Below are 13,818 nucleotides of genomic sequence, written 5' to 3' on the forward strand. Positions count from 1 at the left end.
CGCATACGCACTGGCCGCAGGCCTCTACGAGACTGAAGCTATAAACTTCCGGCACATGCATTCCCCGGCATCATGAATTCACGGAAATACCTCCCGCCCATGGGCCTGCTGGTGGCCTTCGAGGCCTGCGCCCGGCTGGGCAAGTTCACGGCCGCGGCGCAGGAGCTGAGCCTCACGCAGAGCGCCGTGAGCCGGCAGATCCGCGCGCTGGAGGAGATCGCCGGCGTGGCGCTGTTCGTGCGCGAGCGCCAGGCCGTGCGGCTGACGCCGGCCGGCGAGATCTATGCCGAGGAGATCCGCCATGCGCTGCGCGACATCTCGAACTCGACGCTGCGCATCAAGGCCAGCCCGGGCACGGGCACGCTGAAGCTGGCCATCCTGCCGACCATGGGAACGCGCTGGCTGGCGCCGCTGCTGCCGGATTTCGTGCGCCGGCATCCGGGCGTGACGCTCAATCTGGTGACCCGGCTGGAGCCCTTCGACATGGATGCCGAGGATGTGCATGCCGCCATCCACTACGGTGCGCCCGAGTGGCCGCGCGCGGAGCTGGACTTCCTGTTCGAGGAAACCATCTTTCCCGCCTGTTCCCAGGGGCTGAAGACGCATTTCGGATTTGCCAGTGCGCAGGACCTGCTGCAGGCGCCGCTGCTGCACCTGGCCTCGCGCCCGCAGGCCTGGGCCCAGTGGTTTGCCGCGCAGGGCATCGAGGGCGCGCTGGCCGGCGGCATCAGCATCGACCAGTTCGCCACCGTGACCCAGGCAGCCTCGGCCGGGCTCGGCGTGGCGCTGCTGCCAGAGTTCCTGTTCCGTGCCGAACTCGAGCGCGGCGAGCTGGTGTCGGCGCTCGACGTGCGCAGCCGCAGCCAGGGGCGCTATTACCTGGCCTGCGCGGCGTCGAAGGCGTGGTATCCGCCGCTGACGGCGTTCAGGGGGTGGATCAGGGAGCAGGCGGCGTTCAGCATTTCCTGAACAAGGACAGCTGCATCAATCGAGGGCATGCCCTTCATGGTTCGACAGGCTCACCACGAACGGTTTTCCCGGTTCGTCCTGAGCCTGTCGAAGGATGGACGGCCTGCCCTACAGTTCCCTATCCCGCCGCCCCCACCGCCAGCGTCCGCGCCATCGCCTTGCGCGCGCGCCTTTTGCGCTCCCAGATCACGATGCCGGTGATCGACAGCATCACCACGAACACGCCCATGATCGACATCATGATGCGCCCCGTCATGCCCAGGATGCGCCCCGAGTGCAGCGGCAGCTGCAGCTGCACGAACACATCGGCCGCCGTGCCGTGCCATGGCCGGTGCGTGCCCAGCACCTCGCCGTTGTCGGCGCTCACGTAGATGTTCGACATGCCCATGCCCATGGCGCCCATCTCGTCCGTGGGATCGAAGAACGAGATGTTGTAGAACGGGAAGTCGCCGCCATACCAGATGCCGCCCGGCGGGAACTCGAAGCCCAGGCGCTCGCCTTCGGCCCGCGCGATGTCGATGGCGGCCTCGAACGAGATCTTCGGCACGATGAAGCTGCCCATGGGCGCAGGCGTGATGGTTTCATACGGACCGGGCGTGGTCGTCGAGATCTTGCTCATCACCGGATAGAACACCTCGCGGTACAGGTTCAGCGAGAACGAGGTGAAAGACACCACGATGATGATCGCCCACACCCAGAGCCCGCCCGCGCGGTGCAGGTCGAAGTTCAGCCGGTAGCCGCCCGCGCGCCAACGCACGATCCAAGAAGGCTGCCACCTCTTCCACCAGCTGCGCTTTGGCGCACCCGACAGGGCCTGTGCACGGCCCTCGGCCAGGCGCCGCGGCAGCGTGAGATACAGCGCGACGAAGCTGTCGATCAGCCACATCAACGCGATGCCGCCCATCAGCCAGAAGCCCCAGCGGTCGCTGCCCCAGAAGGCTGGCATGTGCAGGCTTTCATGCAGGTGGCGCAACCAGGGCATCAGGTTGCGCTTGCTCAGCGCGATGCTCTTGGAATCGCGCTGGCCCGTGACCTGCGCAGTCACCGGGTCCACGAACACGTTGTTGTAGCCCAGCACATAGGGCTTGCCCGTGGCCGGGTCCTTCTTCGGCCGGACCAGGAAGGAGGCCGCATGCCCCTCTTCCAGCCCCAGCGTCATGTACGACACCTCGACGCGCGGGTCGCTGGCTTCGACCGCAGCGGCCAGCGCCAGCGGGTTCTGCAGCGGGCCCCGACCCGGGGTCTCCATGATGTCGGCATTGAGCCATTCGTCGATCTCGTGGTCCCACGAGATCACCGCGCCGGTCGCGCCGGCAACGATCAGGAACAGCGCCGCGGTCAGGCCCAGCCAGCGGTGGACCACGGTCCAGAACTCACGCATGCGCTGCTACCTCAGAAGTCGACGCTGGCGCCGATGACAAAGGTACGCGGCGCGGATTGCACCAGGTAGTTCGAACCCGGGTAGCCGCCGACCGAAGCCCAGTACTGCTTGTCGAACACATTGTCCACGCGGGCACGCAGCGTCAGCAGGCGGTCGTTGCCGATGTCCATCAGGTAGCGCACGCCCAGATCGGTGCGCGTCCAGTCCTTCACCTTCAGCGTATTGGCCGCGTTGGCATACTGGCTCGAGGTGTGGATCAGGCGCGCATTCAACGCCAGGCCCTGCACGCCGGGCACATCCCACTCGCCACCCAGCGTCAGCTGGCGGCGCGGCACGCCGATCGCGTCGTTGCCCTGGTTCACGCCACCGGCGGTGGTCTTGAGCTTGGCGTCGGTGAAGGTCACGCCGCCGAGCACGCGCAGGCCCTTGACGGGTTCGCCGAACACATTGAGCTCCAGGCCGCGGTAGCGTGTCGTGCCGTACGCGCCAAAGACCTGGTCCTGCACATAGCTGACCGGCTTGTCCATGGTGTAGAGCGCGGCGCTGGCCCCCAGGCCGCCCTGCTGCCACTTCACGCCGATTTCCTTCTGCTTGGCCTTGTAGGGCGAGAACACCTGGCCGGCATTGGCCACCGGCAGGCTGTTGGCCGTGGTCGGCGCGACCTCGCCCTTGATCAGGCCTTCGACATAGTTGGCATACAGCGACAGTGCCGGCGTGGCCTTGAACACCAGGCCGGCGACCGGCGTGGTCGCCGATTCCTTGTAGCTGCCGGTCTGCGCGCCGGTGGCGTTGCTGAAGCTGTTCTGCTCGATGGTCTGGTGGCGCAAGCCCAGCGTCAGCAGCACGCGATCGTCGTAGAACGCCAGGGTATCGGCCAGCGCATAGCTTTGCAGCCGGGTGTCGCCCGAGCGCAGCGGATTGGACAGGTCGCCGCTGCCCAGGTTGGTGCCCGGACGCGCAGAAGCCACCGGGTCGTAGATATTGATGGGGAAATTGCCGCCGGAGAACATGGCCCAGGCACCGCGTTCCTCATGCCGGAACCAGGAGGCGGAAGCCACCACCTGGTGCTTGACGGCGCCGGTGGCGAAACGCCCGCGCAGGCCGATCTCGCCGGTTTCCACATCGTCTTCCCGGTGGTTGTCGAAGCGGCCGGTGTTGGCGGTGCCGGAAGGGCTCACCATGGTCGGGTTGGCCAGCGAGTTCTGCTCCTTGCCGCGCTTGATGCCGCCCGCGGCCCAGGCCGTGACCTGGTCGTTGAGGTCCCACTCGGCGCGCGCGCTGCCAAACACGTCCTCGGCGTTGGAATAGGTCCAGGGCTGGGCGTAGTTGGTCTTGTTGTCCGGCACGTCGGGAATGAAGCCCGCTGCGGGCGTCACGTTGGGACGGCCGGCCTTGAGCTTGTCCTTCTGGTAGCCGACGTCGGCCGACAGGCGCACGTCGCGGCTGCGCCAGTCCAGGCCCACGCCCACGGCCGTCAGGCCGCGGCTTTCGCGATCGATGGCCGTGTCGCCAGTGCGCCGCACCGCGTTCAGGCGCACCCCGGTGCTGTTGTCCGGGCCAAAGCGGCGCGACAGGTCGACCGCTCCCGACAGCTGGCCGCCCGAACGCACGCCCACATCGACGCGGTTCAGCGCTTCGTTGCTGGCGCGCTTGGGCACCAGGTTGATCGAGCCGCCCAGGTTGCTGCCGCCCGGCGCCGCGCCGTTGAGGAAGGCGCTCGCGCCATGCAGCACCTCGACGCGCTCGAACAGCTCCGACGCCACATATTGGCGCGGCAGCAGGCCGTACAGGCCGTTGTAGGCGATGTCGTCCGAGTACATCGGCTGGCCGCGCAGGATGTAGATCTCCTGGAAATTGCCGAAACCGCGCGCCAGGCGCACGGAAGGATCATTGAGCAGCACCTCGCCGACGCTCTTGGCCTGCTGGTCCTGGATCAGCGCGTTGGTATAGCTGGTCAGATGGAATGGCGTGTCCATGTTGCTCTGCTGCCCGAGCAAGCCCACGCGCCCGCCGGTTGCCACCTGCCCGCCCGCGAAGGGCTTGGCCAGGCCTTCGGCCGATGCGTCGGCACTGGCCTCGACGGTCACCGTCTCCATCGTGGGAGCGGAGGCTGCGGTCTGTGCCTGCACGGCGGAAGCGGCCGCCCACAAGGCAATGGCGCCCACGGTGGGGCGCAGCACGAAGGATGTTTTCATGGAGAGGGAACTGAAAATGATTCGCATTATTTTAGTTTTGGATGCTGGCGCAGTTCGTGCCAATGGACCAAAGTGCACAAGGGGTTTGCGTGGCGCTTGACGCGGCCGAAACTTGTGCTGTAGGACAAAAACTACTTGATACAAAGATGCTTCCGCATGTAGTGCGACTTCAGCGTGCGTATCTTGTAGGCGGCTGGCGGTTTAAGGCGCCGGCCCCAGTGGAATTGCGACCAAAGCCGGGTCCTGCGGACTATATTGACCTCATGCAATCCGCGGCAGCGACATGGTTCGCCGGTTCCGCATGCAGCCCATGAACATGAACGATCCCCTTTGCGCCTCCACGTCCGCCTGTCCGGGCCATCGCCTGCCGTCCTGGCCCGTGCGCTGCCTGCTGCAGGCCTTTGCCGCGCTGTGCGTGGTGCTGGGGATGGTGGGCGCCGTGGTGCCGGGCATGCCGACCACCGTCTTCATCCTCATGGCGGCCTGGGCCGCGATGCGCAGCTCGCCGCGCTTCCATGCCTGGCTCTATGCGCATGCCACCTTCGGACCCATGCTGCGCAGCTGGGATGACGGCGGCCGCGTGAGCCGACGCGTCAAGTGGATGGCGACGCTGAGCATGTCGGCCAGCAGCGCGCTGATCGTCTATTTCGTCACCAAGCCCTGGGCTGCCGGCCTGGCGCTGTTGAGCATGGCCTGCGTGCTGGTCTGGCTGTGGCTGCGCCCCGAACCCGCAGCGTCTGCATGAGCCGCGGGCCCGTGACGCATTCAGGCCGAGCTTACCTCCGCTTGCGTCCTGCGCCTCCTATGATCCGCACATGACCTGGATCCACCGCTGCGCCCTTGCTCTTGCCTTCCTGTCCTGCCTGGCGCTGCCCACGGTCCAGGCCCAGCCCCTCGCGGGGACACCCCCCGCAAACGCTTCCTCCGCGGCTGCGGCCCTGCCTGGCGCCACCACGCCGGCGACCGAGACCGAGGAACCGCTGCCCGATGTCGAATCGCTGCGCCGCCAGTTCGACCGCCTGCCCGCCACCGCCGAGGGCGCCGACGCCGTGCGCGAGCTGCAGGCCAGCTTCGCCGCGCTGAGCGCCGACGCCAAGCGCATCATCGACGCGCGCACCGGCGAGCTCAACGCCCTGAATGCGCGGCTGGGTGAGCTGGGCGCGGCCCCGGCCCCCGGCACCAGCGAGGACGCCGACATCAAGCGCCAGCGCCAGACACTGATCCGCGACCGCAGCGCCATGGACGCGGACCTGCGGCTCGCGCGGCTGATCGTGGTGGACGCGCAGCAGCGCAGCGAGGCGCTGCGCACCCGCGAGCGCGACCTGTTCCAGGCGCAGTTGACCGACCGTGCCCCCTTCCCTCTGGGCGGCGCGTTCTGGCGCGAGCTGGCGCAGGCCTGGCCGGACGACCGCGCGCGCCTGGCGCCGCTGGCGGACGAGCTGCAGGCCGCCGGCGCAAGGCTGGCTGCTCCAGGAAACCGTGGCTCCGTGCTGCTGGCGCTGGTGCTGGCGCTGCTGGCCATCACCGTGGGCGACGTGCTGGCCGAACGCGGCCTGGCGCGCCTGGCGCAGCAGGTGCTGCCGGGCGGGCGGCTGCGGCGCTCGCTGCTGGTCATCGCCATCGTCGTGGTCAACATGACGGTGGTGGCGCTGGCGCTGCAGGGCTTCCTGCAGACGCTGCGCGCGCGCGCCGACTTCGGCCCGATGTCGGGCAAGCTGGTGGCACTGGTCGACGAGTCCGTGCTGTACATCGTCTACGTGACCAGCCTGGGCCGCGCGCTGCTGGCCAACGCCCGGCCGTCGTGGCGGCTGCCGGCGCTGTCCAATGAACTGGCGCTGCGGCTGCGCCTCTATCCCTGGCTGGTGGCGCTGGTCAGCGTGCTGGTGTGGATCCCCACGCAGGTCGCCGGCATCTCCGAGCTCAGCACCGCCGCGCTGCGTGCCTGCCAGGGCATCACCGCGATGGCGCTGGTGCTGATGATCGCGGCCACGCTGGTGCGCCTGCGCACGCCGCAGCCGCAGCCACAGCAGGAGCAGGACGACAAGGCAACGCCACCCGAGCCGCGCCCACTGTGGGTCGGGCTGGCGCTGGGCCTGGTCACGCTGGCGCTGGTGGGCGTGGTGCTGCTGGTGGGCGTCGGCTACATCAGCGTGGCCAGCCTGGTGGCCACGCAGCTGGCCTGGACCGGCCTGGTGGCCATCAGCTTCTACGTGCTGTTCAAGTTTGCCGACGACCTGTTCATGGCACTCGTGTCCTCGCGCGGCGAATTCGGCCAGCGCCTGCAAAAGAGCTTCCACTTCTCGTCCAGCACGCTCGACCAGGCGGCGGTGGTGCTGTCGGCGCTGGCGCGCGTGCTGCTGTTCCTGTACATGCTGATCGCGCTGGGTGCGCAGCTGGGCACGCGCCCGGACGAGGTGCTGCAGCAGACCGACCGCATCAGCGCCGGCCTCACGATCGGTGAATTCCAGATCAAGCCCGGGGCGATCTTCAGCGCGCTGGCGGTGCTGGTCGGCGGCTTCGTGGCGCTGCGCATTTTCCAGCGCTGGCTGCGCGAGCGCTACCTGCCCACCACCACGATGGAGCCGGGCATGCAGAGCTCGCTGTCCACGCTGCTCAACTACGTGGGCGTGGTGCTGGTGGTGGCGGCCGGGCTGTCGGCCATGGGCATCGGCATCAACCGCATCGCCTGGATCGCCAGCGCGCTGTCGGTGGGCATCGGCTTCGGCCTGCAGGCCATCGTGCAGAACTTCATCTCCGGATTGATCCTGCTGGCCGAGCGGCCGGTGAAGGTCGGCGACTGGGTGGTGCTGGGCACGACCGAGGGCGACATCAAGCGCATCAACGTGCGCGCCACCGAGATCCAGCAGGGCGACCGCTCCATCGTCATCGTGCCGAACTCCGAATTCATCACCAAGACGGTGCGCAACATGACGCTGACCAGCGCCGAGGGCCGCGTGCTGATCCGCCTGCCCATGCCGCTGTCGACCGATGCCAAGCGGGTGCGCGAGCTGATGCTGGCAGCATGCAGCGCGCACCCGGGCGTGCTGGAAACGCCGGCACCCTCGCTGAGCCTGGAGGGCATAGAGAACGGCAGCCTGATCTTCCAGGCCATCTGCTACGTTGCCAGCCCGCGCCTGGCCGGCGGCGTGCGCAGCGACCTGCTGTTCACGATCCTCGACGACTTCAAGAACGCCGGCCTGCCGCTGGCCGTGCCCACCATGATGATGGCCACCCCGCCGACGGCGCAGGGCTGAAGTCCCCGCGGCCGGCGGGGTGCCCGGCCGCTCCATCTGTCCACACTCCGCAACAGGCGCTTGCAGCAAAAACCCTTGAAACGGCAAAAATACGCCTTATGATTAGCACTCATTGGAGTAGAGTGCTAACAGCACCTGCCCCAGGCAATTCGAATGCCAAGCCACTTCGGCTTGGCAGTGTTGTTTCAACTGTTGATGTATTTGGAGATGTTATGCAACTTCGTCCTCTGCACGATCGCGTGATCGTCAAGCGCCTTGAAAACGAAACCAAGACCGCTTCCGGCATCTATATCCCCGACAACGCTGCCGAAAAGCCCGACCAGGGCGAGATCCTGGCCGTCGGCCCGGGCAAGAAGAACGACAAGGGCGAGCTGATCTCCCTGAACGTCAAGGTCGGCGACCGCGTTCTGTTCGGCAAGTACAGCGGCCAGACCGTCAAGGTCGATGGCGACGAACTGCTGGTGATGAAGGAAGACGACCTGTTCGCGGTCGTCGAGAAGTGAATCTTCTCCTTCCCAGCATTCCAGTTAACTGAATTCGGAGAATCAAAATGGCAGCTAAAGACGTAGTTTTCGGTGGCGAAGCACGCGCCCGCATGGTTGAAGGCGTGAACATCCTGGCCAATGCGGTCAAGGTGACCCTGGGCCCCAAGGGCCGCAACGTGGTGCTCGAGCGCTCGTTCGGCGCTCCCACCGTGACCAAGGACGGCGTGTCCGTGGCCAAGGAAGTCGAACTCAAGGACAAGCTGCAGAACATGGGCGCCCAGCTCGTGAAGGAAGTGGCTTCCAAGACCAACGACATCGCCGGTGACGGCACGACCACCGCGACCGTGCTGGCCCAGGCCATCGTGCGCGAAGGCTCGAAGTACGTTGCCGCCGGCCTGAACCCCATGGACCTGAAGCGCGGTATCGACAAGGCTGTGGCCGTGCTGGTCGAGCAGCTCAAGAGCCAGTCCAAGGCCACCACCACTTCCAAGGAAATCGCCCAGGTCGGTTCGATCTCGGCCAACTCCGACGAGTCCGTGGGCCAGATCATTGCCAACGCGATGGACAAGGTCGGCAAGGAAGGCGTCATCACCGTCGAAGAAGGCAAGAGCCTGGACAACGAACTCGAAGTCGTCGAAGGCATGCAGTTCGACCGCGGCTACCTGTCGCCCTACTTCATCAACAACCAGGAAAAGCAGTCCGCCATCCTGGACAACCCCTTCGTGCTGCTGTTCGACAAGAAGATCAGCAACATCCGTGACCTGCTGCCCACGCTGGAGCAAGTCGCCAAGGCCGGCCGCCCGCTGCTGATCATTGCCGAAGACGTCGAAGGCGAAGCCCTGGCGACGCTGGTGGTGAACACCATCCGCGGCATCCTGAAGGTCGTGGCCGTCAAGGCGCCTGGCTTCGGCGACCGCCGCAAGGCCATGCTGGAAGACATCGCCATCCTGACGGGCGGCAAGGTCATCGCCGAGGAAGTCGGCCTGACGCTGGACAAGGTCACGCTGGAAGACCTGGGCCAGGCCCAGCGCGTCGAGATCGGCAAGGAAAACACCATCATCATCGACGGTGCTGGCCAGGCTGCTGAAATCGAAGCCCGCGTGAAGCAGATCCGCATCCAGATCGAGGAAGCCACCTCCGACTACGACCGCGAAAAGCTGCAAGAGCGCGTGGCCAAGCTGGCCGGCGGCGTGGCCGTGATCAAGGTCGGCGCTGCCACCGAAGTCGAAATGAAGGAAAAGAAGGCCCGCGTGGAAGACGCACTGCACGCCACCCGTGCAGCTGTGGAAGAAGGCATCGTGGCCGGTGGTGGCGTGGCGCTGCTGCGCGCCAAGCAGGCCGTGGGCCAACTGACCGGCGACAACGCCGACCAGGACGCCGGCATCAAGCTGATCCTGAAGGCTGTCGAAGCGCCCCTGCGCGAGATCGTGTCCAACGCCGGTGGCGAACCCTCGGTCGTGGTCGATGCCGTGCTCAAGGGCCAAGGCAACTTCGGCTTCAACGCCGCCAACGACACCTACGGCGACATGATTGAAATGGGTATCCTGGATCCCACGAAGGTCACGCGCACGGCCCTGCAGAACGCGGCTTCCGTCGCAGCCCTGCTGCTGACGACCGAGTGCATGATCGCCGACGCTCCCAAGGCCGACGCAGCTCCCGACATGGGCGGCATGGGCGGTGGCATGGGCGGCATGGGTGGCATGGGCGGCATGGGCATGTAATTTGCCCCGCTGTCCGGCAGGCCTCAGGGCCTGCCAGCTCCAGCCAACAAAAAACCCGCAGTTCGAAAGACCTGCGGGTTTTTTACTGGCTGGCGAAAGCCGCCGTCAAGGCAGGTCGGCAGCAATCAGCCGCCGCATCAGCCCTGCGGTCGACGCATCCACATCCTTCCAGTCACCGCTCGCCTGGCGCTCGGCCAGGTCGCGCGCCAGGTGCTTGCCCAGCTCCACGCCCCACTGGTCGAAGCTGTTGATGCCCCAGACCGCGCCGGTGACGAACACCCGGTGCTCGTACAGCGCGATCAGCGCGCCCAGCGAGGCCGGATCGAGCTGCTTGAGCAGCAAGAAGGTGCTGGGGCGGTTGCCCGGGCAGAATTTCTCGCTGCATTCGTCGCGCCGCCCGGTCATCAGCGCCTGGGCCTGGGCCACGGCGTTGATCAGCAGGCTGTGCTGGTGCCCGCCCAGGTATTTGCTGCCGTTGCGCATGGCGATGAACTCGACGGGAATCACGTCCCGGCCCTGGTGCAGCATCTGGAAGAAGGCATGCTGGCCGTTGGTGCCGGGCTCGCCCCAGACCACGGCCGAAGTCGCCGATGTCAACGGGCGGCCGTTGGAATCGACCTGCTTGCCGTTGCTTTCCATCTCCAGCTGCTGCAGGTAGGCGGTGAGCCGCCGCAGGCCGTGGCTGTAGGGCGCGATGCAGCGGCTGCCATAGCCATGGAAATTGCGGTACCAGATGTCCAGCAGGCCCAGGCGCACCGGCAGGTTGCGCTCCATGGGCGCGGTGACGAAGTGCGCGTCCATCGCGTGCGCGCCGGCCAGCAGCGTGCGGAAATGCTGCGCGCCCACGGCAATGGCAATGGGCAGTCCGATGGCCGACCACAGCGAATAGCGCCCGCCGACCCAATCCCAGAAATCCAGCGTGCGCTCGACGCCGAACGCCGCCGCCGCTTCCACGTTGGTGGTCAGGGCCACGAAATGGTCGGCAATGGTGCACTCCGCGCCCTTGTCCAGCGAGCCGCCCTGCTCCAGGAACCAGCTGCGCGCCGAATGCGCATTGAGCATGGTCTCGGCCGTCGTGAACGACTTCGAGGCCACCAGGAACAATGTGCTCTCGGGGCGCACGCGCGACAGCACATGGCCCAGTTCGTGGCCGTCGACGTTCGAGACGAAATGGAAGCACTTGTCCGGCGTGCACCAGTCCGCGAGCGCATTGACCACGACCTCGGGCCCCAGATGCGAGCCGCCGATGCCGATGTTGACGATGTCGGTGATCTCCGGACGCGCACGTACCTGCTCGGCCAGCTCCAGCATCGTGTCAAGCGTGCTGTGGACCGCGTCCAGCGCGGCGCGCACCGTCGGCGTCATGGCGGTGAACACGGCATGCTCGCGCAGCAGGCCGCCGTCGCGCGGCATGCGCAGCAGCCAGTGCATCACGGCACGCTTTTCGGAGGTATTGATGGGTTCGCCGGCAAACATCTTGTCGCGCCGCCCGGTCACGTCGCATTCCTGCGCCAGCGCGGCCAGCAGTTCTTCCGTGCGGGGGGTGATGCTGTTCTTGGACAGGTCGGCAAACAGATGCGGCGCCTGCTGGCTCAGCGCGTCCAGGCGGCCCGGGTCGACGGCAAAGCTTTCGGCAATGTCGAAGTCCGCCATCTCCTCCCGGTAATGGCGCTCCAGCGTCCGCCAGGCTGCGGTTTCATGGCAAAGATCGCTCATCAGGCTACCGCCTGCTGCATCAGAGCCTCGAGTTTCAATGCATCGGCAACGAAGGCGCGGATGCCCTCGGCCAGCTTTTCCGTGGCCATGGCATCGGCATTGAGCGCGAAGCGAAAGCCCGCCTCATCGTAATGCAGCGCAGGCAGCTCCTGCGCCTGCGCGGCCTCGGGCGTCAGCGCGCGCTCGAGCAGCGCGTCGCTGGCCGCCAGCTGGGCCAGCAGCTCGGGAGCGATCGTCAGCAGATCGCAGCCCGCCAGCGCCGTGATCTGGCCCAGATTGCGAAAGCTCGCGCCCATGACTTCGGTGGCAATGCCGAAATGCTTGTAATGCGCATAGATCGCGCGCACCGAGCGCACGCCGGGGTCGTTGGCGCCGGCCATGGCCGCCTCGTCCCAGGAGGCGCCGGCCTGTTTCTTGTACCAGTCGTAGATGCGTCCCACGAAGGGCGAGACCAGCTGCACCCTGGCCTGGCCGCAGACCACCGCCTGGCACAGCGAGAACAGCAGCGTCAGGTTGGTATGGATGCCGCGCTGCTCGAGCCGGCGCGCGGCCTCGATGCCCTCCCAGGTCGAGGCGATCTTGATCAGCACCCGGTCCACATGCACGCCTTCGGCCTGGTACAGCTCGATGATGCGCTCGGCCCGGGCCACGGTGGCCTCGGTGTCGAACGACAGGCGCGCGTCGACCTCGGTGGAGACCCGCCCCGGCACCAGCGCGAGGATCTCGCAACCGAAGCGCACCAGCAGGCGGTCCATGATCTCGTCCAGCGGCCGGCCGCGGTACTGGGCCACGCTGGCCCTGAGCAGCGGGGCATATTCAGGCATCTGCACGGCCTTGAGGATCAATGACGGGTTGGTTGTCGCGTCTTGCGGCAAATACTGTGCAATCTGGCGAAAATCGCCGGTGTCCGCCACCACGGTGGTGAACTGTCGAAGCGCGTCAAGCTGACTCATGACCCATCCCATTCTTGAAAAGCACTCGCCCCGCGAAATGCTGGGGGCTTGTCATCTTACAAGCAGGCGTTGCCGCGCCCGCACTTGCGCTTGTAGGCCAAAGCAGTACATTGCCGCGCTCCGGGGCGCGGCTGGTGCGGCCGCGGCCGGCCACTGCGGTTACATTGACGCACCCGGCGTCCTGCACTTGCGCAGCCGGGTGCGCTGCGGCGCTCCTTGCCACCGCCCAGGATTTCCATGCTAGATCGCATCACCGCTTCCCTGCCCTCGCTGGCCCCGGCCGAACAGCGCGTGGCGCGCCTCGTTCTGGCCGACCCCCAGGCCTTCGCCCAGTTGCCCGTGCGGCTGCTGGCGGAACGCGCCCATGTCAGCAAGCCCACGGTGGTGCGCTTTTGCCGCAGCATGGGGTATGACGGGCTTGCCGACTTCAAGGTCAAACTGGCAAGCAATGCCAACGAGGGCGTGCCGTTCATCCACCGCAGCGTCGACAGCGACGACAAGACCGGCGATGTGCTGGTCAAGGTGGTCGACAACGCCGTTGCCGCATTCCTGGAGTACCGCAACGCCGCCCGCGTTCCGGATCTCGAACGCGCGGCGCTGGCGGTCATCGGCAGCTGGCAGCAGGGCCGGCGCATCGAGTTCTGGGGTGCGGGCAATTCAGGCATCGTCGCGCAGGATGCGCAGCACAAGTTCTTCCGCCTGGGCGTGACCAGCCTGGCCAGCAGCGACGGGCATATCCAGGTCATGAGCGCCACCCTGCTGGGCCCGGGCGACTGCGCGCTGATCATCTCGAATTCCGGCCGCACGCGCGATCTGATGGATGCTGCGGGCATCGCGCGCCAGCGCGGTGCCACCACCATCGCCATCACCGCCAGCGGCTCGCCGCTGGCGCATGCCTGCGACATCCTGCTGGCCGCCGACCATCCGGAAGGCTACGACCGCTACAGCCCCATGGTGTCGCGGCTGATGCACCTGCTGATCATCGATGTGCTGGCGACCTGCGTCGCGCTGCGCATCGGCGACCCGCTGCAGCCGGTCTTGCAGCAAATGAAGGACAGCCTGCACGCCAAGCGCTATACCTGAGTTCGGCAGGCGGCTTTCGCCCGGGCCGCTCCGTGTTCCTGAGAAGAAACAGGAGCGATTT

At 66.7% G+C, this 13,818-nt stretch carries 10 protein-coding genes; 6 read left to right on the top strand and 4 right to left on the bottom strand.

Features of this window, described 5'->3' with window-relative positions:
• The first annotated feature begins 69 nt into the window (after nt 1-69).
• Complete coding sequence (locus M9799_RS05775; RefSeq protein ID WP_231043609.1) at nt 70-969, top strand: LysR substrate-binding domain-containing protein; 900 nt, start codon at nt 70-72, stop codon at nt 967-969.
• Nucleotides 970-1,087: 118 nt separating this feature from the next.
• Here M9799_RS05775 and M9799_RS05780 read toward each other — a convergent pair whose 3' ends face one another.
• Both M9799_RS05780 and M9799_RS05785 read right to left on the bottom strand, forming a co-directional pair.
• The gene (locus tag M9799_RS05780; RefSeq protein WP_231043392.1) at nt 1,088-2,350 is read right to left on the bottom strand and encodes a PepSY-associated TM helix domain-containing protein; all 1,263 of its coding nucleotides are present in this window, start codon (nt 2,348-2,350) and stop codon (nt 1,088-1,090) included.
• Nucleotides 2,351-2,361: 11 nt separating this feature from the next.
• Complete coding sequence (locus tag M9799_RS05785; protein WP_231043391.1) at nt 2,362-4,545, bottom strand: TonB-dependent receptor; 2,184 nt, start codon at nt 4,543-4,545, stop codon at nt 2,362-2,364.
• 316 nt (nt 4,546-4,861) lie between these two features.
• Here M9799_RS05785 and M9799_RS05790 point away from each other — a divergent pair, with 316 nt between their 5' ends.
• From M9799_RS05790 to groL, 4 genes are all read left to right on the top strand, one after another.
• The gene (locus tag M9799_RS05790; protein WP_231043390.1) at nt 4,862-5,290 is read left to right on the top strand and encodes a YbaN family protein; all 429 of its coding nucleotides are present in this window, start codon (nt 4,862-4,864) and stop codon (nt 5,288-5,290) included.
• Between the two features lie 70 nt (nt 5,291-5,360).
• Complete coding sequence (locus M9799_RS05795; RefSeq protein WP_263725607.1) at nt 5,361-7,799, top strand: DUF3772 domain-containing protein; 2,439 nt, start codon at nt 5,361-5,363, stop codon at nt 7,797-7,799.
• Nucleotides 7,800-8,011: 212 nt separating this feature from the next.
• Nucleotides 8,012-8,302: a co-chaperone GroES gene (locus M9799_RS05800; protein WP_231043388.1), complete on the top strand. Its 291-nt coding sequence runs from the start codon at nt 8,012-8,014 to the stop codon at nt 8,300-8,302.
• Nucleotides 8,303-8,349: 47 nt separating this feature from the next.
• Nucleotides 8,350-10,005: a chaperonin GroEL gene (groL, locus tag M9799_RS05805; RefSeq protein ID WP_175505123.1), complete on the top strand. Its 1,656-nt coding sequence runs from the start codon at nt 8,350-8,352 to the stop codon at nt 10,003-10,005.
• Nucleotides 10,006-10,110: 105 nt separating this feature from the next.
• Here groL and pgi read toward each other — a convergent pair whose 3' ends face one another.
• The gene (gene pgi / locus M9799_RS05810) at nt 10,111-11,721 is read right to left on the bottom strand and encodes a glucose-6-phosphate isomerase (protein WP_231043387.1); all 1,611 of its coding nucleotides are present in this window, start codon (nt 11,719-11,721) and stop codon (nt 10,111-10,113) included.
• Nucleotides 11,721-12,674, bottom strand: a complete 954-nt coding sequence (gene tal, locus M9799_RS05815) for a transaldolase (protein ID WP_231043386.1) — start codon at nt 12,672-12,674, stop codon at nt 11,721-11,723. The genes pgi and tal overlap by 1 nt, the downstream gene beginning before the upstream one ends.
• Before the next feature lie 237 nt (nt 12,675-12,911).
• Between tal and M9799_RS05820 the strand changes: the two genes are divergently transcribed.
• Nucleotides 12,912-13,757: a MurR/RpiR family transcriptional regulator gene (locus tag M9799_RS05820; protein WP_231043385.1), complete on the top strand. Its 846-nt coding sequence runs from the start codon at nt 12,912-12,914 to the stop codon at nt 13,755-13,757.
• The last annotated feature ends 61 nt before the right edge of the window (nt 13,758-13,818 follow it).

Source organism: Comamonas endophytica (assembly GCF_023634805.2).
Lineage (GTDB): Bacteria > Pseudomonadota > Gammaproteobacteria > Burkholderiales > Burkholderiaceae_C > Comamonas > Comamonas endophytica.